The organism is Citrobacter sp. wls718 (genome assembly GCF_005280945.1).
Classification (GTDB): domain Bacteria; phylum Pseudomonadota; class Gammaproteobacteria; order Enterobacterales; family Enterobacteriaceae; genus Citrobacter; species Citrobacter gillenii.
In genome coordinates this window covers 22348-43213 of sequence record NZ_SZWV01000052.1, presented here as the reverse complement: position 1 = coordinate 43213, position 20866 = coordinate 22348, and the positions used below count along the sequence as shown (strand labels likewise).

Genomic DNA, 20866 nt, shown 5'->3' with positions numbered 1-20866 from the left:
CCAGCCGCACTGCGTCAACAGGGGTTTGACGGCGAGATCCATCTGTTTTCCGATGAACCGCATCTGCCCTACGAACGCCCTCCACTTTCCAAAACCATGCTGTTGGACGACGTGCCGCAGCTGCAGCCGGTGCTGAACGCAGACTGGTGGCGGGATAATAATGTTCAGCTGCATCTGGGCGTCACCGTTCAAACGCTCGGGCGAGAAACGCAAACGCTGGTACTGGCTGACGGACAGACCTACCCGTGGGATCAATTACTGATTGCCACAGGCGCAGCGGCACGCCCGTTCCCATTACTGGATACGCTCGGTGACCGCGGCTTCACGCTGCGCCACGCCGGAGATGCAGCGCGTCTACGAGACGCGCTCAGCCCCGGGCAGTCGATCGCTATTGTCGGAGCCGGAACCATCGGACTTGAGCTGGCTGCCAGCGCCACGCAGCGCGGTTGTCAGGTCACCGTCATTGAACTAGCTGCCACGGTGATGGGTCGCAACGCGCCACCGCCGATACACCGTTATCTGGCCGCCCGCCACCAGCAGGCTGGCGTACATTTGCTGCTGAATAATGCGATTGAACAGGTGGCTGGCGGGGAACGCATCGCCCTCACGCTGCAACGTGGCGAACAGCTTCAGGTTGATAGCGTGATCTACGGTATCGGGATTGTCGCCAACGACGGGCTTGCCCGTGATGCGGGTCTTGATGTGGCAAACGGCATTATCATTGATGCGTCGTGCAGAACCGTCGATCCGAACATTTTTGCCGCCGGAGATGTGGCAGTACAGCGTTCGCCAGACGGTACGCTGCAACGTTGCGAAAGCTGGGAAAACGCCAATAATCAGGCGCAAACGGCCGCGGCAGCCATGCTGGGGCTGACACTCCCGACGCTACCTCCGCCCTGGTTCTGGACCGATCAGTTCAGCGACAACCTGCAGTTTATTGGCGATATGCGTAGTGATGGGTGGGTCGTTCGCGGCAGTCCAGATGACGGCAAGGCTATCTGGTTTAACCTGCAAAACGAGGTGATAGTCGGCGCGGTAACGCTCAACCAGGGACGAGAAATGCGGCAGCTGCGCAAGTGGATTCAGGCAAAGAAAAAGCCGCTGTTAGCGGCTTTACTTGATGAGACGGTGACGCTTAAGTCGATATAACTGCCGGATGGCACTGTGTTTATCCGGCCTACAAGTAACTCATATGTAGGCCGGATAAGGTGTTTACACCGCCATCCGGCAATCCGTATGACTTATGCGTAAACCGGGAAGCGAGCGCAGATATCCAGCACTTTGGCTTTAATGCGTTCGATAGTGGCTTCATCATTGATGTTGTCCAGAATGTCACACATCCAGCCAGCCAGTTCTTTCACTTCCGCTTCTTTAAAGCCGCGACGGGTCACTGCCGGAGAACCAATACGGACACCGGAGGTCACGAACGGGCTCTTCGGATCGTTCGGTACGCTGTTTTTGTTAACCGTGATGTTCGCACGGCCCAGCGCCGCATCGGCTTCTTTACCGGTCAAGTTTTTGTCGACCAGATCCAGCAGGAACAGGTGGTTTTCAGTGCCGCCAGAAACCACTTTGTAGCCGCGGTTCAGGAATACTTCAACCATCGCTTTGGCGTTTTTCGCAACCTGCTGCTGGTAAACTTTGAACTCTGGCTCCATCGCTTCTTTCAGCGCCACAGCTTTTGCCGCGATCACGTGCATCAGCGGGCCGCCCTGTGCGCTTGGGAACACAGCGGAGTTCAGTTTTTTGTACAGCTCTTCGCTGCCGTCTTTTGCCAGGATCAGGCCGCCGCGCGGACCCGCCAGGGTTTTGTGGGTCGTGGTGGTAACAACGTGTGCATGCGGAACCGGGTTCGGGTATACGCCTGCAGCAATCAGACCGGCAACGTGTGCCATGTCGACGAACAGGTATGCACCGATGCTGTCAGCGATTTCACGCATTTTTGCCCAGTCAACCACACCGGAGTACGCAGAGAAGCCACCGATAATCATCTTCGGTTTGTGGGCCTGAGCCTGCTTAGCCATGTCTTCGTAGTCAATCTTGCCGGATTCATCGATGCCGTAAGGGACGATGTTGTACAGTTTGCCGGAGAAGTTGACCGGGGAACCGTGAGTCAGGTGACCGCCTTGCGCCAGGTTCATACCCAGAACGGTATCGCCCGGCTGCAGCAGCGCAGTGTAGACCGCGAAGTTAGCCTGAGAACCCGAGTGCGGTTGGACGTTAGCGTAGTCGGCACCAAACAGCTCTTTCGCGCGGTCAATCGCCAGTTGTTCAACGATATCCACATACTCGCAACCGCCGTAGTAGCGCTTGCCCGGATAACCTTCAGCGTATTTGTTGGTCAGCTGAGAACCCTGCGCCTGCATGACACGCGGGCTGGTGTAGTTTTCGGAGGCGATCAGTTCGATGTGCTCTTCCTGACGTACTTTTTCCTGCTCCATAGCCTGCCACAGTTCGGCATCATAATCGGCAATGTTCATTTCACGCTTTAACATCCGCATCTCCTGACTCAGCTAACAATAGAATTTCGGCCTAAAAAGGCAGTCCTGTTGGACGACGGCCAACAGTATAACCGAATCAATCTTCGATAACAGGTCTTGACAAAGGATTTTACGCAAACGATTACCTTCACAGCACACAAGGCTTTGGAGAATAATAACATGGCAAATTTCAACGGATTTCTTTTCAGGTTTGTGATGCAGATTTTTCAAGTTGTAACCTTTACAACGCAAAGTTACAAAGAACCATTTACAATGCAGGGGTATTTTTTATAAGATGTATTTGACATACATCATTAAAGCCTCAGATAAAGGAAGACCGTATGCTTGACGCACAAACCATCGCTACAGTGAAAGCCACTATTCCCCTGCTGGTCGAAACCGGCCCGAAACTGACCGCCCATTTCTACGATCGCATGTTTACGCATAACCCAGAACTCAAAGAAATTTTCAACATGAGTAACCAGCGTAATGGCGATCAGCGTGAAGCGTTGTTTAACGCTATCGCCGCTTACGCCAGCAATATCGACAACCTGGCGGCGCTGTTGCCTGCGGTCGAAAAAATTGCCCAGAAGCATACCAGCTTCCAGATTCAGCCTGAGCAGTACAACATCGTGGGCGGTCACCTGCTGGCAACGCTGGACGAGATGTTCAGCCCAGGGCAAGAAGTGCTGGACGCGTGGGGTAAAGCGTATGGCGTGCTGGCTAACGTCTTCATCAACCGCGAAGCGCAGATTTACAGTGAGAACGCCAACAAAAATGGCGGCTGGGAAGGTACCCGTCCCTTCCGCATTGTGGCAAAAACGCCGCGTAGCGCATTAATTACCAGCTTTGAATTTGAACCCGTCGACGGCGGTGCGGTGGCTGAATACCATCCGGGCCAGTATCTGGGCGTCTGGCTTAAGCCGGAAGGTTTCCCGCATCAGGAAATTCGTCAGTACTCTCTGACCCGCAAACCGGATGGCAAGGGCTACCGCATTGCAGTTAAGCGTGAAGACGGCGGTCAGGTTTCAAGCTGGCTGCATAACCATGCGAAAGTCGGTGACATCGTTCATTTAGCCGCACCGGCAGGCGATTTCTTTATGGATGTCGCCACCGATACTCCGGTGTCGCTGATTTCCGCAGGCGTTGGTCAGACCCCGATGCTGGCAATGCTGGATACACTGGCGAAAGCCGGACACACGGCGCAGGTAAACTGGTTCCACGCGGCAGAAAACGGCGATGTGCATGCCTTTGCTGATGAAGTGAATGAGCTGGGCAACTCACTGCCGCGCTTTAGTGCCCACACCTGGTATCGTGAACCGAATGAAGCAGACCGTGAAAAAGGCGCGTATGACAGCGTGGGCCTGATGGATCTGAATAAACTGGAAGGTGCAATCAGCGATCCGGCGATGCAGTTTTATCTGTGCGGTCCGGTCGGCTTTATGCAGTTTGCCGCGAAGCAGCTGATCGGTCTGGGTGTGAAGAACGAGAATATTCATTACGAATGCTTCGGTCCGCATAAAGTCCTGTAATTACGTCATGCCTGATGGCGCTGCGCTTATCAGGCCTACGGGATTTTGTAGGCCTGATAAGGTGTTTACACCGCCATCCGACAAGCACGGCGCGGCTTAAATTGCTGCGTCGTCTTCTTCGCCAGTACGGATACGCACCACGCGTGCCACGTCAAAGACAAAAATCTTACCGTCGCCAATTTTACCCGTTTGAGCCGTGCGAATAATGGTATCGACACAGGTATCCACGATGTCGTCGGTAACCACAATTTCAATTTTTACCTTCGGCAGAAAATCCACCATGTACTCCGCACCACGGTACAGCTCGGTATGGCCCTTCTGACGGCCAAAGCCTTTCACTTCCGTTACGGTCATACCGGTAATGCCCACTTCTGCCAGCGCTTCGCGGACGTCGTCGAGCTTGAAGGGTTTAATAATCGCATCAATCTTTTTCATGGTTTTCCTGTCGTTTTTATCGCGTAACCGGCTGCTCACCGTATCATAAATCAGTCGTATTTACGGTGCTACTCTTTAAAGTCGTTTGCATCCAGCTCATGTCGAGAAAGCAATTTATAGAATTCGGTGCGGTTGCGCCCCGCCATTCGCGCTGCGTGGGTCACGTTGCCTTTGGTTATTTGCAGCAGCTTACGCAGGTAGTTCAGTTCAAACTGGTTACGCGCTTCAACAAAGGTTGGCAAGGCGGTATTTTCACCTTCCAGCGCCTGCTCCACCAGCGCGTCACTGATCACTGGCGATGAGGTGAGCGCCACGCATTGTTCGATAACGTTGACCAGTTGACGCACGTTGCCCGGCCAGCTGGCGGTCATTAAACGCTTCATGGCATCAGTCGAGAATGCGCGCACAAACGGTTTGTGCCGTTCGGCGGACTGACGCAGCAGATGGTTCGCCAGCAGGGGAATGTCTTCCGTACGTTCAGCCAGCGGCGGGATCTTCAGGCTCACCACGTTAAGGCGGTAGTAGAGATCCTCACGGAATTCGCCCCGCGCCATCGCTTTGGGTAAGTCGCGGTGCGTTGCGGAGACAATCCGCACGTCAATGTCGATATCACGGTTGCTGCCAAGGGGGCGAACTTTACGCTCCTGCAACACACGCAGCAATTTCACCTGCAATGGCGCGGGCATATCGCCTATCTCATCAAGAAACAGCGTCCCGCCCTCGGCGGCCTGAAATAGCCCCTCACGATTGCTCACCGCCCCGGTAAACGCGCCACGCGCATGACCAAACAGCTCGGACTCGAGCAATTGTTCCGGCAACGCGCCGCAGTTAATCGCAATAAAAGGTTTGCTGCCGCGCGGGCTGGCGTTATGGATAGCCTGGGCAAAAATTTCTTTGCCGGTACCGCTTTGGCCGTTAATCAGCACGCTGACGTCCGATTGCGCCACCATACGCGCCTGCTCTAACAGACGCAGCATCAACGGGCTGCGGGTGACAACCGATTCGCGCCAGCCGTCATCGGTCGCCGGGGCAGATTGTTCCAGCGCCCCGTCAATGGCGTTGTATAACGCGTCTTTATCGACCGGTTTGGTCAGAAAACTAAATACGCCCTGCTGAGTTGCAGCTACCGCATCCGGAATTGAACCATGCGCGGTCAGGATAATAACCGGCATACCCGGCTGGACTTTCTGGATTTCGGTAAACAACTGCATGCCGTCCATTTCATCCATGCGCAGATCGCTGATGACCAGATCCACCTTTTCACGGTTAAGCACCCGTAACCCTTCCTGCCCGCTTTCCGCCGTCACGACGCTGTAGCCTTCACTGGTTAAACGCATGCCGAGTAACTTCAACAATCCCGGATCGTCATCGACCAGCAGCAAATGTGCGGGTTTACGGCTTATCATGGCGTTACCTCCTCGCTCGAGGACCCGGTGCCCCCGGCATCGTCAGGTGTGGAGAGTTTTTCATTCCCGTGCAGCGCATCAGGATTGTAACTGCCGGCAGGCTTGCGCGTGGAAAGCTGACGCTCAATATCGGTCAGATTTTCCAGTTTGCGGGTAGTGAGATCGAGCTGCGTCTGCAAATGCTGTTGCTGCTGACGCAGCGTATCAAGATCGCTGTCTGACGACTGTTGAAGTTTGCTGTAGCGCATGCGCTCTTCAGCCAACTGTAACTGCAGAGTTTGGTCGCTAAACCAGACCTGATACAGCGGCCGTACCTGCGCCGGAATTTGCGGACTGAGCGCATCAAGTCGCGTCACCACATCTCGTCTTTCCGGCGGTGTGATATTGGCACTGGCGAGCAGGATCCCGCGCTTAAACGCGCCCTGCCAGGTGTCAGTGAGCTGGGTACTGGCTTCACTACGGGCTTGAACCGGCATCAGGCGGTCAGCACAGTCCATGGCGCGCAGCCAGTACAACGGATTGCTGTCCGTAGACTGCCCCTGCAGTGACCAGATATCTGCGCACTCGGTTGAAAGGTAATCCGCCAACTGATGGGGCGGAATTTTCTCCTGTGAAGGATCGCCGATAATATGATCCACCGCGTTCGGCACACACCCCACCAGCGCCAGGCACGGCAAGCTTAGCAATAATGCGCGGCGGAAAAAATGTCGTTTAAGCATTCGGACAACAACGTGTGGCATACTCACCAGACTTAGATTCATTTTAATGGTTTTTCATTGCAGATAGCGGCAGTTCGATGCGAAAACAAACGCCTTGCGCATAATCGTCGACCAGGTACAGCTCCCCCCGCATACGGCGGATGCAATCTCTGGCGATACTGAGTCCTAATCCGCTTCCTTTTACCGCCCCTTTTCGCTGATGGCTTCCCTGGAAAAAAGGCTCGAAGATCATGGTCTTTTCTGCTGGCGGAATCGGCTCGCCGGTATTCATTACGTCAATGTACACCGTCGCACCATGCAAGCTGCTGCGGATGCAAATGGTACCGGATTCAGCACCATAGTGCACCGCATTGGAATAAAGATTGTCCAGCACGCTCATTAACAGCACCGGCTCTGCCAGACAGGCGCTTTCTGCCAGCGCCACATCAGTATGTATCATTTTGGCGCGCGCGGGCAGACTATGTGCAGAAACCACTCTCTCCACGAGCGGCGCGATTTCAACCCTTTCCAGTTGAATCGCGTCATCGGCCAGCTTGCGGTTGTAATCAAGCAGTTGCTCAATCAGTTTTTGCAGATTGCGGCTGCTGTCATCCAAAATGCCGACAACTTCTTTTTGTTCCGGCGTCAGTGGGCCAACGACCTGATCGGCCAGCAGTTCGGTTCCCTCACGCATACTCGCCAGCGGCGTTTTGAGTTCATGTGAAAGATGGCGTAAAAATTGATGCCGCTGAGATTCAAGCCACGACAGGCGCTCACTCAGCCAGATAATACGCTGCCCCACCGATCGCAGCTCTCGCGGACCGGTAAACGATACGGTATCGCCCAGCGAGCGGCCTTCCCCCAGACGGTTGATCATTCGTTCAATGGCTTTTACCGGACCGATGATCATCCGCGTGAACAACAGCACCATCGCCAGGCTAACGAGAAACAGTACCAGCGCCTGCCAACCAAAGAACTGACCACGTTCAGCAATTTCTTGTTGCAGCTGCTGGCCGCGCGAGAAGACCACGGTTCGCGTGGCCTGCACCATCTCGGTATTGGCATTGGCAAAAGCCTCAAGACGTGCAGCAGCCACACTGTCGGGGCCGCTGTTTTGACACTGCAACTGCGCGAGATCGTTCAGATCCTGGCGAAGCGCCTGATAGAGTTTGACGTCAGGCAACACACCCGCATGGGCATCCAGCATATCGCTGTAACGTTTACGCTGCCCCTGATAAACCTTCGCCAGTGTCGGGTCATCCAGCACGCAGTATTGCCGATAGCTGCGTTCCATCTCCAGTGCCGCGTTAGTCATCGCCTCACTCCGCCGGGCGTCAATCAGCGTGGTGCGGTTGGTTAGCGCCGCCTGGGCGCTTAGGGCATTCAGACTTTGCCATGCCTGCCAGGCCAGAACTAACAGAGGCAGCAGGATCAGCAAAAATGCCAGCGTAACCAACTGACGTAAAGACCGGGGGAAAACAGACCAGCGCTTCAAAGCGTTACTCTCAACGAAAAGGGATAGGACGATGCTAACTGAGGGGAACGCCAGATACAACAAAGCCGGGAATGACCCGGCTTTGTTATGGAATAAGGCGGTGCCTAACTCGACGTTTCGCCCGGAGTTTGATATGCGCAAGGCAAATATCAGAAGTTGGACGGCAGGCACCTTGTTGTGCGTCATTCGAAGTTTATGTAGCGCGTCCCGAAGGGGCTGACATAAGAAGGTGAATGAGCCACTGCTTAGTATTATGCAGCAAGCGTGCCAATATTCAAAACATTATATTAACACAATGATAAATATACAAAATATATTCATTTAATCGATGAATGGTTTTGGCTGTTTTTTGCGCCATGTGTCGCTAATTAGCAACAACTGTCGCACTTAAAAACAAAACACTTATAAATCAATTAATTAAATGTCTCTTTTTGACGACACCACCCTACCCTCGATGTCGGGAATTCCCGACACTTTAATTTTGCGGCGCAAACACTGAGTTTATTGCCGGATGACGGCGTAAACGCCTTATCCGACCTACAACATAAAAAAAGCCCCTCACGTGGAGGGGCCTTGAACATCACACGGTCGTGTTAGCCGAGTTGTTTACGCGCGTTACGGAAGATGCGCATCCACGGGCTGTCCTCGCCCCAGTTTTCCGGGTGCCAGGAGTTGCTCACCGTGCGGAACACACGTTCCGGATGTGGCATCATGATCGTTACGCGGCCATTTTCGGTGGTCACCGCCGTGATCCCGTTTGGCGAGCCGTTCGGGTTAGCCGGATAGGTTTCGGTGACTTTACCAAAGTTGTCGACGAAACGTAGCGCCACCAAACCTTTGCTTTCCAGTGCCGCCAAATGCGCATCATCACGAACTTCCACACGCCCTTCACCGTGAGAAACGGCAATCGGCATCATGGAACCCACCATACCCTGCAGCAGCAGCGACGGGCTTTGCGTTACTTCTACCAGGCTAAAGCGCGCTTCAAAGCGATCGGAGTGGTTACGCACAAAACGTGGCCACAGGTCGCTACCCGGGATCAGTTCACGCAGATTAGACATCATCTGACAGCCGTTACACACCCCGAGCGCCAGCGTCTGCGGGCGATGGAAGAAGGTTTCAAACTCATCACGCACGCGGTTGTTGAACAGAATGGATTTCGCCCAACCTTCACCGGCACCTAATACGTCACCGTAAGAGAAGCCACCACAGGCCACCAGCGCCTGGAAATTCCCCAGACCAATGCGCCCGCCCAGCAGATCGCTCATGTGAACGTCGATGGCGTCAAAGCCAGCACGGTGGAACGCCGCAGCCATTTCAACGTGAGAGTTAACGCCCTGCTCGCGCAGCACGGCCACTTTGGGGCGTGCGCCGGTGGCGATGTACGGGGCTGCAACGTCTTCGTTGATATCAAACGACAGTTTTACGTTAAGACCGGGATCGGTATCGTTGGCTTTGGCATTATGTTCCTGATCGGCACATTCCGGGTTGTCGCGCAGACGCTGCATCTGCCAGGTGGTTTCTGCCCACCACATACGAAGCGTGGAGCGGCTTTCGCTGAACACCGTCTGACCGTTGGCAGTAATCACAAAACGGTCGCTGGCTTCAGCCTGGCCAACATAGTGAACGCAGTCGCCGAGGCCATGCTGTGCCAGCAGCGCTTCTACCGCCTCACGATCCGCCGCGCGAACCTGAATCACCGCACCTAACTCTTCGTTAAACAGTGCCGCCAGGCGGTCATCGCCGAGCGTGCTGATATCCGCTTGAATACCGCAGTGACCGGTAAAGGCCATTTCCGCCAGCGTCACCAGCAGACCACCGTCAGAACGGTCGTGGTAGGCCAACAGCTTACGCGCAGCAACCAGCGCCTGCATGGCATCATAGAAGCCTTTCAACTGCGCAACGTTGCGGACATCCGCCGGTTTGTCGCCCAGTTGGCGATAGACCTGCGCCAGTGCAGTCGCACCCAACGCGTTATGACCCAGACCGAGGTCAATCAGCAGCAGGGCGTTGTCTTCGGTTGAGAGTTCAGGGGTGATGGTGTGACGGACATCTTCCACACGGGCAAACGCGGTGATCACCAGCGACAGCGGCGAGGTCATTTCACGCTGTTCGTTGCCTTCCTGCCAGCGGGTTTTCATCGACATGGAGTCTTTACCCACCGGGATAGTCAGGCCAAGCGCCGGGCATAGCTCTTCCCCTACCGCTTTGACCGCTTCGTACAACCCAGCATCTTCGCCAGGGTGGCCTGCTGCCGCCATCCAGTTTGCGGAGAGCTTGATACGTTTGATATCGCCAATCTGCGTCGCCGCAATGTTGGTCAGCGCTTCCCCCACTGCCAGACGGGCAGAGGCAGAGAAGTCCAGCAGCGCAACCGGCGCACGCTCACCGAGAGACATCGCTTCACCATAATAGCTATCCAGGCTGGCGGTGGTCACTGCGCAGTTCGCCACCGGGATCTGCCACGGCCCGACCATTTGGTCGCGCGCTACCATGCCGGTGACGGTACGGTCGCCGATGGTTACGAGGAACGTTTTTTCTGCGACGGCAGGCAGGTGCAGCACGCGGTTGACCGCATCGGCCAGCGTAATCTGCTCACGCGCAAGCTGCTCGCCCTTCGCTTTCAGCGTTTGCACATCGCGGGTCATTTTTGGTGTTTTGCCCAGCAGCACATCGAGCGGCAGATCGATCGGCTGATTATCGAAATGACGGTCATTCATCGAAAGATGCTGCTCTTCGGTGGCCTCACCGATTACCGCATACGGTGCGCGCTCGCGCTTACACAGTTCGTCAAACAGGGGCAACTGATCTGCAGCAACCGCCAGGACGTAACGCTCCTGAGATTCGTTACACCAGATCTCCAGCGGACTCATGCCTGGCTCATCACTTAAGATATCGCGCAGCTCAAACTTACCGCCGCGTCCACCGTCACTGACCAGCTCAGGCATCGCATTAGACAGACCGCCCGCACCCACGTCGTGGATGAACAGAATCGGGTTCGCATCCCCCATCTGCCAGCAGCGGTCGATCACTTCCTGACAACGACGTTCCATTTCTGGGTTGTCGCGCTGTACGGAAGCAAAATCCAGATCGGCATCGGACTGGCCGGAGGCCATTGAAGACGCCGCCCCGCCGCCAAGCCCGATGTTCATTGCCGGACCACCGAGGACGATCAGTTTCGCACCGACGACGATCTCGCCTTTCTGCACGTGATCGGCGCGAATGTTGCCGATCCCACCGGCCAGCATGATGGGTTTGTGATAGCCGCGCAGCTCTTCACCGTTGTGGCTATTCACTTTTTCTTCATAGGTACGGAAATAGCCGGTCAACGCCGGGCGACCGAATTCGTTGTTAAACGCCGCGCCGCCCAGCGGGCCGTCAGTCATGATATCCAGTGCGGTAACGATCCGATCCGGCTTGCCGAAATCTTCTTCCCACGGCTGTTCAAAGCCCGGAATACGCAGGTTGGACACGGAGAAACCCACCAGCCCAGCTTTCGGCTTCGCGCCACGCCCGGTCGCACCCTCGTCGCGGATTTCTCCGCCGGAGCCAGTTGCTGCGCCCGGCCATGGAGAGATAGCAGTCGGGTGGTTGTGGGTTTCGACCTTCATCAGGATATGCGCAGGCTCCTGATGGAAATCATAACGACCGGTTTGATGGTCGGCGAAGTAGCGCCCGACCTCAGAGCCTTCCATCACTGCCGCGTTGTCTTTATAGGCAGACAATACGTGATCCGGCGTGGTTTCGAAGGTGTTTTTAATCATCTTGAACAGCGACTTCGGCTGCGGTTTACCGTCGATTACCCAGTCGGCGTTAAAAATTTTATGGCGGCAGTGCTCAGAGTTGGCCTGCGCAAACATGTACAGCTCGATGTCGTTCGGGTTGCGTCCCAGTTTGATAAACGCATCCTGTAAATAGTCGATTTCATCGTCTGCCAGCGCCAGACCCAAACGCAGGTTCGCGTCGATCAGCGCCTGGCGACCTGTACCCAGCAGGTCAACGCTAGAAACCGGCGCCGGTTGGTGATGAGCAAACAACGCTTGTGCATCGTCCAGCGCAGAGAAAACCGTTTCCATCATGCGGTCGTGTAACACGGCAGCCACTTCCTGCCACTGTTCAGCGCTTAGCGTGGAGGCTTCAACATAGTAGGCAACGCCACGTTCCAGACGGCTAATCTGTTGCAAGCCGCAGTTATGGGCAATATCAGTCGCTTTAGAAGACCAGGGGGAGATGATTCCCGGGCGAGGCGTAACCAGCAGCAGCTTGCCTTCAGGGACGTGGCTGCTGAGACTCGGACCGTATTGCAACAAGCGTGCAAGTTGCGCATGCTCATCCTCGTTTAACGGGGCATTCAGGTCAGCAAAATGGACATACTCGGCGTAAATAGTGTGAACCTGAAGATTGGCCGCCTGAAAACGCGCCAGCAATTTGTTAATACGGAATGCAGACAGTGCAGGCGAACCACGCAGAATTTCCATCATAAGTCTCTCGTCTTCGAAGCGCCTGAGGCGCTTATAAGTGTGCGCAAGGGGGGAAACGGGCGTCATTATAAAGAATCTGCCGCGCCGACGAAACCGTTTGCGTCGAAATAAAATCACAACCGTCAGTTATCCTCAAATGCTGCCCCCCTGCTGAAGGAGTTGCCAACTGACGCAAGTTTAAGCAAAATGCCGCTCATTGATGATGAATTCACTTCTTAATCGCGAGCATAGCAGGCTGAAACAACGCACGGTTCAGAGAATTAACTAATTGAAAAAATTAAAGATTAATTATCTGTTTATCGGCATTTTGACGTTGCTGCTGGCAGCGGCCTTGTGGCCATCCATTCCTTGGTTCGGTAAAGCCGACAATCGTATCGCCGCCATTCAATCGCGGGGAGAGCTGCGCGTCAGTACCATTGACTCTCCGTTAACGCATTCCACTCTTACCGGGAAACGCTTCGGGCTGGATTATGAGCTGGCCCAACAGTTCGCCCATTATTTAGGCGTGAAGTTAAAAATCACCGTGCGCCAGAATATCAGCCAGCTTTTTGACGACCTCGACAACGGCAAGGCCGATCTGCTCGCCGCCGGTCTGGTCTATAACAGCGAACGGGTCAAAAATTACCAGCCAGGCCCCACCTACTACTCGGTTTCCCAGCAACTGGTGTATCGGGTCGGGCAATATCGTCCACGCACCCTGGCCAACGTGACAGATAAACAGTTGACTATCGCCCCCGGGCACGTGGTGGTGAATAACCTGCAACACCTGAAAGAAACAAAATTTCCTGAGCTGAGCTGGAAGATCGATGATAAAAAGGGCACCACGGAACTGCTCGATGATGTCATCAACGGCAAGCTGGACTACACCATTGCCGATTCCGTAGCGATAAGTCTGTATCAGCGCGTACACCCTGAACTGGCCGTCGCACTGGATGTCTCTGACGAACAACCGGTGACCTGGTTTAGCCCGCTGGACGATGACAATACACTTTCCGCTGCCCTGCTGGATTTCTTTAACACCATCAATGAAGACGGGTTACTGGCGCGGCTGGAAGAAAAATATCTCGGGCATGGCAATGATTTTGACTATGTTGATACCCGCACGTTTTTACGGGCGGTCGACAGCGTATTGCCTGATCTCAAGCCGCTGTTTGAGAAATATGCGCAAGAGATAGACTGGCGATTGCTGGCGGCCATCTCTTATCAGGAATCGCACTGGGATGCGCAGGCCACCTCGCCGACCGGCGTACGTGGTCTGATGATGCTGACCAAAAATACCGCCCAGAGTCTGGGATTAACGGACCGAACCGACGCCGAGCAAAGCATCAGCGGGGGCGCTCGCTATCTGCAAGATATGATGAGTAAAGTTCCGGATACCGTCCCCGAGGGCGAACGGATCTGGTTTGCGCTTGCCGCCTATAATATGGGGTATGCGCATATGCTGGATGCCCGCGCGCTAACGGTAAAAACCAAAGGTAACCCAGACAGTTGGGCCGACGTAAAACAGCGCTTGCCGCTGCTCAGCCAAAAGCCCTGGTACAAAAAACTGACCTATGGCTATGCACGCGGCCACGAAGCCTATGCCTACGTAGAGAATATCCGTAAGTATCAGATAAGTCTGGTGGGATATCTGCAGGAGAAAGAAAAGCAGGCGATCGAAACGCAGCAACTGGCGCAAGATTATCCGGCGGTTTCGCCCGCAGAGTTGTTAGGGAAAGAGAAATTTCCGCTCTCAGCGTTTCTCTCGCAAACCTCGTCGAACTATCTGACGCACACCCCTTCACTGCTGTTTTCCCCGCAGAAGAAGGAGGAAAAGTAGTAGCATACCCATGCCGGATGGCGGCTTAAAAGCCTTATCCGGCCTACCGCTGCAATCACTCCGTGGCGGACTTTTTCAGGGCTTTAATTTCCTGACGACGCATACGGAAGAAGTCACTGAGCAGGGTGGCGCATTCATCACGCAATATGCCTTCTGTCACCTCAACCCGGTGATTCATGCCCGGATGATGCAGTACATCCATTAACGAACCCGCGGCCCCCGTTTTCGCATCACGCGCACCAAATACCACCCGACCGATACGGCTGTGTACCATTGCACCCGCACACATCACGCATGGCTCAAGGGTGACGTACAGTGTGGCATCCAGTAAACGGTAATTTTGCAGGACCAGCCCGCCCTGACGCAGCGCCATGATTTCAGCATGAGCGGTGGGATCGTGATGACCAATCGGCCGATTCCAGCCTTCGCCAATTACACGATTGTTATGCACCAGAACCGCGCCTACCGGAACCTCACGCTCATCCCAGGCGCGCTTTGCTAGCGTTAACGCATGACGCATCCAGTATTCGTGGCTAAATTCAACATCAGACAAAGGCAGAACTCCAGTAATCAAAGCGGGCGCATTATACACAGACGCTATCGTTTACTCTATTCGAGTTGCTGCAGCTCTCCACGCGGCGTGACGCGCCAACGATGCTGGCAGAACGAGAGCAGCGGATTGTCCTGCTTACTGTCGCTGTAGCCGCTATACAGCGCCAGCGGGGCGCCAATCTGGCGTTCCAGTTGAGTGACTTTCTCATGGCCAAGGCAGCGTAAAGGCAGCACCCAGCCACCGTAACCGCGCGCCATTTGACTGGCGATAAGATTCACCCGAGGCAGCCACGGGGTGTCAAAGTAAACCTGCTCGACCAGCGACTGCGGGGAACCGGTGATCAGCCAAATATCCGCATCAGAGCTTAACAGATAGGTGGTCAGGCGCTGCTGCACCAGCGGAAACGCCGTCACGTGATGGCGAAACCAACGCACAAAATCAGCTTGGTGGGCTTTAAGGCGTGCTTCTCGCCGACCAAAAGTGCATCCCCACAGGAGCAAACTCATTGGCCAACGGGCGGCGCGCCCTTTGATCAACATCGCCACCGCGATAATCGGTAACAGCGGCAGTACAAGCAGCGCATTCAACGGTTGGCGGCGCAGCAGATAACGCAGAAAACTACCGAACATATCCTGCTGGTGTAACGTACCGTCCAAATCAAAAAAAACAACGCGACGCTCGTGATTGGTCAAACCTTAGTCCTCTGGATCGTTGAACCCCAATAGCCAGGTAAACAAGAACCCGGCGATAACCGCAACCAGATAGCCTAACAGATAGAACATCACTTTTCCGGCAACAATCGTCAGCGCCAGCGGTAATCCCGAGATACCAAAGGTGATAACCGTCGCCACTTTCCAGTAGCTGATCAGCGCCCCACCGACCGCACCACCGAGGCAAGCGCCGATAAACGGTTTACCCAGCGGCAGCGTTACGCCAAAAATCAACGGCTCGCCAATGCCCAGTAACCCGACCGGCAGCGCGCCTTTGATCACTTTTTTCAGTCGTGCGTTACGGGTTTTCATCAGAACAGCAATTGCGGCGCCAATCTGACCGACCCCGGCCATCGCCAGGATGGGAAATAGCGCGTTATAGCCATGCGCCTGCACCAGTTCCACGTGAATCGGCACCAGCCCCTGATGGAGTCCGGTGAGCACCAGCGGCAGGAACGTTCCCGCCAGCACCGCGCCGACCAGGAAACCGCCGCGATCAATCGCCCAGGAGGCGCCGTGGGCAATGGACTCGGAAATCCAGCCACCGAGCGGTTGTAGCGCCACAATCGCAATCGTCCCGGTAATCAGGGTGGTCAGCAACGGATTAAGGATCAACTCCAGCGATTCCGGCAACACCTCGCGGAATTTGCGCTCTATCCAGCACATTAACGCCACCACCAGCAGCACCGCAATCACCCCGCCACGCCCGGGCTGTAGCGCCTCGCCAAACAGGGTAATTTGCGCTAGCTGTGGGCTGGAGAGAATGCCGGCCATTACGCCGCCCATTGCCAGCGACCCCCCAAACACTTTGGCCGTATTCACCCCCACCAGAATATTCATGATGGCAAAAACGGCGCTGCCGAAAATACCTAACAGCCCCAGCATATTGGGATAATGGGTGGCAAAGTCGCCCACAATATCAGGGCGCTTGAGGATATTGATAATACCGGTAATCAAACCGGAGGCGATAAACGCCGGGATCAGCGGAATAAAGACGTTTGCCAGTTTACGCAGCGCATCGCTCATTGGCGCTTTGTACTTCGCTTTCACCTGAGATTTTGTGCGTTCAATGTCGTGTGCATGCGGACGTTCGCCGTCATCAGCAATCAGAGAACGCATGGCATCCACCACTTTGGCGGCCTTACCGGGACCGACAATAATCTGATGCTGCGCCCCCTGCTTCACATAGCCGCTGACGCCGGGCAGCTGCTTCAGCCGGGGAATATCCAGTTGGTCGTCATCCTGGACTTCTACCCTGACGCGGGTCATACAGTTTTCCAGGCGCAGAATATTTTTTTCTCCGCCAACCCCCAGCAGAATATCGCTGGCAAGCGCCGCCGTTTTGTCCATATGTACCTCTTAGTGTTCTAACGCCGCGCGTAAAAAACCCTGGTGAGCGGAGAGTTTTGCCCTGGCTGCCGTCGCGTCTAGCCCGGTCAGCGCCATCAGAATGGCGGGCTTAACGTCAAAATCGGTCTGCTTCAGTAACGTTTCAGCGTCTTCGCGCGAAATGCCGGTAGCTTCCACCACCATCCGGCAGGCCCGATCGACCAGCTTGGCGTTGGTCGCTTTCATATCCACCATCAGGTTCTGATACACCTTGCCAAACTTCACCATCGCACCGGTGGAAATCATATTTAGCACCAGTTTCTGCGCGGTGCCCGACTTCAGACGGGTTGAACCGGTCAGCGCCTCCGGACCAACCACCACGGAGATGGCGATATCCGCTTCGCGGGCAATAGGTGAGTCCGGATTACAGGAAATCGCGACCGTCGTACAGCCCACCGCATGCGCATATTTCAGGCCGCCAATCACATACGGTGTCCGACCCGATGCCGCCAGACCGACAACCAGATCCTGCGCGGTCAGATTCAGCGCCCGCAGGTCATCTTCCCCAAGCTGCGAGTTATCTTCTGCGCCTTCAACCGCTTTTAATAACGCCCCTGGCCCACCGGCAATCAGCCCAACCACTAATCCATGCGGTACACCAAAAGTCGGCGGACATTCTGAGGCATCCAGCACGCCGAGACGTCCGCTGGTCCCTGCCCCCATGTAAATAATCCGCCCGCCTGCTTTAAGTGCCTGCGCAGCCGCATCAACCGCCTGCGCAACTTCAGACAGTGTCGCTTTTACTGCTTCCGCTACCAGCGTATCCTGTTGATTAAAACGATGTACCAGCTCAAGCGTGGATAACGCATCGAGATCCATCGTTTGTGGATTGCGGGTTTCTGACACTAACGCACCGAGATTCATTTTTGTTCCTTAGGAATTTTTAATTCATAATAATCCGTCATAATGGAATATTATATTCACTCAGGCGAGTGAAATGTTGTTTTGTAATCGCCATCACGTTTTCGCCAGGAGACAGCATGAACTGTTTGATTCGCATTCGTCAGCGTTACCCTGACCTCGCACAAAGCGATAAAAAGCTTGCGGATTATCTTCTTACGCAACCAGATAATGTGCGTCATCTCAGCTCTCAGCAGCTAGCTTTTGAAGCGGGCGTTAGCCAGTCCAGCGTCGTGAAGTTCGCGCAGAAAATGGGCTTTAAAGGCTTCCCGGCCCTCAAATTGGCGATCAGCGAAGCGCTGGCCAGCAATCCCAATCCGCATTCGGTTCCGGTGCACAATCAGATCCGCGGTGACGATCCTATGCGACTGGTAGGTGAGAAGCTAATTAAGGAGAACGTGGCAGCGATGCATGCCACGCTGGACGTCAATAGCGAAGACAAACTAATGGAAAGCGTCACGATGCTGCGCACAGCCCGGCGCATTATCCTCACCGGCATTGGCGCCTCGGGCCTGGTGGCGCAAAATTTTGCCTGGAAGCTATTGAAGATAGGATTTAATGCGGTCGTTGAACGCGATATGCATGCCCTGCTGGCGACCGTACAGGCGCTGGATTCAAACGATCTGCTGCTGGCCATTTCGTATAGCGGAGAGCGACGCGAACTCAATCTGGCCGCGGATGAAACATTACGCACCGGGGCAAAAATCCTCGCCATCACTGGCTTTACTCCCAATGCCCTACAGCAGCGCGCCACCCGTTGCCTGTACACCATTGCCGAAGAACAGGCCACGCGCAGTGCCGCAATTTCATCAACGCATGCGCAAATGATGTTGACTGATTTACTGTTTATGGCGCTGGTGCAGCAAGATCTCGAACATGCCCCGGAGCGGATCCGCCACAGCGAAGCGCTGGTAAAAAAACTGGTTTGAGCAAAGAATGCGCGTATAATGCCCGCCCGATTTGTGATGTTTTGAGAGTTTCCTGATGGCCCTGTTAATCACTAAAAAGTGTATCAATTGCGATATGTGCGAACCCGAATGCCCGAATGAGGCCATTTCAATGGGTGACAGCATTTACGAGATTAACAGCGACAAGTGTACGGAATGCGTAGGTCATTACGACACGCCAACCTGTCAAAAGGTGTGCCCGATCCCCAATACTATTTTGAAAGATCCGGCACATATCGAAACAGAAGAACAGCTGTGGGATAAGTTTGTGTTAATGCATCACGCAGACAAGCTTTAACTCTCAATAATGACCGTGGCGCAGGCATAGTGACGTTCATCGGCCAGCGTCACGTGCATATGCATAACACCGAGCTTCTCCGCCAGTTTTAACGCCTCTCCCCATAACCGCAAACGCGGCTTGCCGAGTTCATCGTTGAACACTTCGAACTGATTAAATGCCAGCCCATTACGAATGCCGGTGCCAAAGGCTTTTGCCGCCGCCTCTTTTACCGCAAAACGCTTCGCCAGAAAACGCACCGGCTGCTGATGCGTTTCCCAAATGGTCCATTCGTTGTCGCTGAGGACGCGTCTGGCCAGCCGATCGCCGGAACGGGAGATCACCGCTTCAATGCGCGCAATCTCCACGATGTCCGTGCCTAATCCCAGAATCGCCATTAGCCACGCGCTTCCAGCATTAGACGTTTCATTTCCACTACGGCGTCTTTCAGACCGCTCATCACCGCACGTCCGATGATCGCATGACCAATGTTCAGCTCGTGCATTTCCGGGATCCGCGCAATAGCTTTGACGTTATGGTAAGTCAGGCCGTGGCCGGCGTTCACCTTCAGACCCAGGCTGGCAGCAAAGGTCGCAGCTTTGGCGATACGTGCCAGTTCGCTGGCCTGTTCAGCATCGGTTTTCGCATCAGCATAGCAGCCGGTGTGAATTTCAATATACGGCGCGCCAACATCAGCAGCCGCTTTAATTTGTTCTTCATCGGCATCGATAAACAGCGAGACCATGATCCCCGCATCCGCCAGACGCTTGCAGGCATCACGCATTTTGTCGCGTTGACCCGCCACATCCAAGCCGCCTTCAGTGGTGACTTCCTGACGTTTTTCCGGCACCAGGCAGCAGAAATGCGGCTTGGTTTCAACCGCGATGGCCAGCATCTCTTCCGTCACCGCCATTTCCAGATTCATACGTGTATCCAGTGTTTGACGCAGAATTCGCACGTCTCTGTCAGTAATATGACGACGGTCTTCACGCAGATGAACGGTGATCCCATCCGCCCCCGCTTGCTCAACGATAAATGCCGCCTGAACCGGGTCCGGGTATGCGGTGCCGCGTGCGTTACGTAAAGTGGCAATGTGGTCAATGTTGACGCCTAACAGTAATTCGGCCATGACAATCCTCGTTAATCATTATTTGTTTTTACTGCGCGTTTTGGCAAAAATTGCCGGAACAGTTCCCGGCTTTTTAACGGCTTACCACCAAGATACGGCTTTAACGCCATGCGGGTAAAGCGTTTCGCGGCACGTAACGTATCGGCATCCGGAAATTCACGCGATGCAAGTGCTTTGAGATGGCGTCCGGTAAAGGTGTTGTTATCAATAACGATGCTGGCGATAAACCCTTTTTCTTCCCGATAGCGATAGGTCATGGTGTCGTCCACCGGCTCACCGCTGCCCGCACAGTGGGCGAAATCCACGCCGTAGCCCAGATGACCGAGCAACGCCAGCTCAAAGCGACGCAGGGCGGGCTCTGGTGAACCGGATGTGCCTGCCAACGCCTGGATACAGTTCAGGTAATCGAAAAAGAGTTCAGAAAAGCGGGTCTCGTACTCAAGCACGCGAGAAATGAGTTCGTTGATATACAGACCGCTGTACAGCGTGATTCCGCTAAGCGGGAGTGCCAGAGAGACGGCTTCAGCGCTACGTAGGGTTTTGACCTCACCACGTCCACCAAAGCGAAGTAATAATGGGGTAAAAGGCTGGAGTGCGCCTTTCAGATTGGAGCGT

18 protein-coding genes are annotated in these 20866 nt (G+C 54.7%); 5 read left to right on the top strand and 13 right to left on the bottom strand.

Features of this window, described 5'->3' with window-relative positions:
- Window positions 1-1149 (top strand): phenylpropionate dioxygenase ferredoxin reductase subunit (hcaD, locus tag FDW95_RS10120; protein WP_249359023.1); only part of this gene is annotated, 1149 nt, incomplete at its 5' end.
- Window positions 1150-1241: 92 nt separating this feature from the next.
- On the opposite strand, the gene glyA is transcribed toward hcaD, so the two are convergent.
- Window positions 1242-2495, bottom strand: coding sequence for a serine hydroxymethyltransferase (glyA, locus tag FDW95_RS10115; RefSeq protein ID WP_115257762.1), 1254 nt, complete (start codon window positions 2493-2495; stop codon window positions 1242-1244).
- 326 nt (window positions 2496-2821) lie between these two features.
- Between glyA and hmpA the strand changes: the two genes are divergently transcribed.
- Window positions 2822-4012: an NO-inducible flavohemoprotein gene (hmpA, locus tag FDW95_RS10110; protein WP_115257760.1), complete on the top strand. Its 1191-nt coding sequence runs from the start codon at window positions 2822-2824 to the stop codon at window positions 4010-4012.
- A 96-nt stretch (window positions 4013-4108) separates the two neighbouring features.
- On the opposite strand, the gene glnB is transcribed toward hmpA, so the two are convergent.
- The 5 genes from glnB to purL form a co-directional block, all read right to left on the bottom strand.
- A complete protein-coding gene (gene glnB / locus FDW95_RS10105) occupies window positions 4109-4447 on the bottom strand; it encodes a nitrogen regulatory protein P-II (RefSeq protein WP_002438074.1) in 339 nt (112 codons plus the stop codon).
- Window positions 4448-4515: 68 nt separating this feature from the next.
- Window positions 4516-5850, bottom strand: coding sequence for a two-component system response regulator GlrR (gene glrR, locus FDW95_RS10100; protein WP_304571763.1), 1335 nt, complete (start codon window positions 5848-5850; stop codon window positions 4516-4518).
- Window positions 5850-6593 (bottom strand): two-component system QseEF-associated lipoprotein QseG, encoded by a 744-nt coding sequence (gene qseG, locus FDW95_RS10095; RefSeq protein ID WP_115259911.1) that lies wholly within the window; start codon window positions 6591-6593, stop codon window positions 5850-5852. The genes glrR and qseG overlap by 1 nt, the downstream gene beginning before the upstream one ends.
- 22 nt (window positions 6594-6615) lie before the next feature.
- Window positions 6616-8046, bottom strand: coding sequence for a two component system sensor histidine kinase QseE/GlrK (gene qseE / locus FDW95_RS10090; protein WP_115257759.1), 1431 nt, complete (start codon window positions 8044-8046; stop codon window positions 6616-6618).
- A gap of 593 nt (window positions 8047-8639) precedes the next feature.
- Window positions 8640-12527, bottom strand: a complete 3888-nt coding sequence (purL, locus tag FDW95_RS10085; protein ID WP_115257757.1) for a phosphoribosylformylglycinamidine synthase — start codon at window positions 12525-12527, stop codon at window positions 8640-8642.
- Window positions 12528-12795: 268 nt separating this feature from the next.
- Between purL and mltF the strand changes: the two genes are divergently transcribed.
- Window positions 12796-14346 (top strand): membrane-bound lytic murein transglycosylase MltF, encoded by a 1551-nt coding sequence (mltF, locus tag FDW95_RS10080; RefSeq protein ID WP_115257756.1) that lies wholly within the window; start codon window positions 12796-12798, stop codon window positions 14344-14346.
- Window positions 14347-14401: 55 nt separating this feature from the next.
- On the opposite strand, the gene tadA is transcribed toward mltF, so the two are convergent.
- Genes tadA through murQ form a run of 4 tightly spaced genes read right to left on the bottom strand, consistent with a single transcriptional unit; the run spans window position 14402 to window position 17862 of the window.
- Window positions 14402-14938: a tRNA adenosine(34) deaminase TadA gene (gene tadA / locus FDW95_RS10075; RefSeq protein WP_096756135.1), complete on the bottom strand. Its 537-nt coding sequence runs from the start codon at window positions 14936-14938 to the stop codon at window positions 14402-14404.
- Window positions 14939-14955: 17 nt separating this feature from the next.
- On the bottom strand, window positions 14956-15591 hold the full coding sequence (gene yfhb, locus FDW95_RS10070) for a phosphatidylglycerophosphatase C (RefSeq protein WP_096756134.1): 636 nt from the start codon (window positions 15589-15591) through the stop codon (window positions 14956-14958).
- 3 nt (window positions 15592-15594) lie between these two features.
- A complete protein-coding gene (locus FDW95_RS10065) occupies window positions 15595-16959 on the bottom strand; it encodes a PTS transporter subunit EIIC (RefSeq protein WP_115257755.1) in 1365 nt (454 codons plus the stop codon).
- Between the two features lie 9 nt (window positions 16960-16968).
- Window positions 16969-17862, bottom strand: a complete 894-nt coding sequence (gene murQ / locus FDW95_RS10060; RefSeq protein WP_115257754.1) for an N-acetylmuramic acid 6-phosphate etherase — start codon at window positions 17860-17862, stop codon at window positions 16969-16971.
- Between the two features lie 116 nt (window positions 17863-17978).
- Here murQ and FDW95_RS10055 point away from each other — a divergent pair, with 116 nt between their 5' ends.
- Together FDW95_RS10055 and FDW95_RS10050 are read left to right on the top strand one after the other, a co-directional pair.
- On the top strand, window positions 17979-18827 hold the full coding sequence (locus FDW95_RS10055) for a MurR/RpiR family transcriptional regulator (RefSeq protein WP_096756131.1): 849 nt from the start codon (window positions 17979-17981) through the stop codon (window positions 18825-18827).
- Between the two features lie 55 nt (window positions 18828-18882).
- On the top strand, window positions 18883-19143 hold the full coding sequence (locus FDW95_RS10050; protein ID WP_096756130.1) for a YfhL family 4Fe-4S dicluster ferredoxin: 261 nt from the start codon (window positions 18883-18885) through the stop codon (window positions 19141-19143).
- Here the strand turns inward: FDW95_RS10050 and acpS are convergent.
- The 3 genes from acpS to recO all read right to left on the bottom strand — a co-directional run.
- Window positions 19140-19520, bottom strand: a complete 381-nt coding sequence (acpS, locus tag FDW95_RS10045; RefSeq protein WP_115257753.1) for a holo-ACP synthase — start codon at window positions 19518-19520, stop codon at window positions 19140-19142. The two genes, FDW95_RS10050 and acpS, sit on opposite strands and share 4 nt — an antisense overlap.
- Window positions 19520-20251, bottom strand: a complete 732-nt coding sequence (gene pdxJ, locus FDW95_RS10040) for a pyridoxine 5'-phosphate synthase (RefSeq protein ID WP_115257752.1) — start codon at window positions 20249-20251, stop codon at window positions 19520-19522. The genes acpS and pdxJ overlap by 1 nt, the downstream gene beginning before the upstream one ends.
- An 11-nt stretch (window positions 20252-20262) precedes the next feature.
- The coding region (gene recO, locus FDW95_RS10035; RefSeq protein WP_249359021.1) for a DNA repair protein RecO at window positions 20263-20866 on the bottom strand (604 nt) is incomplete at its 5' end.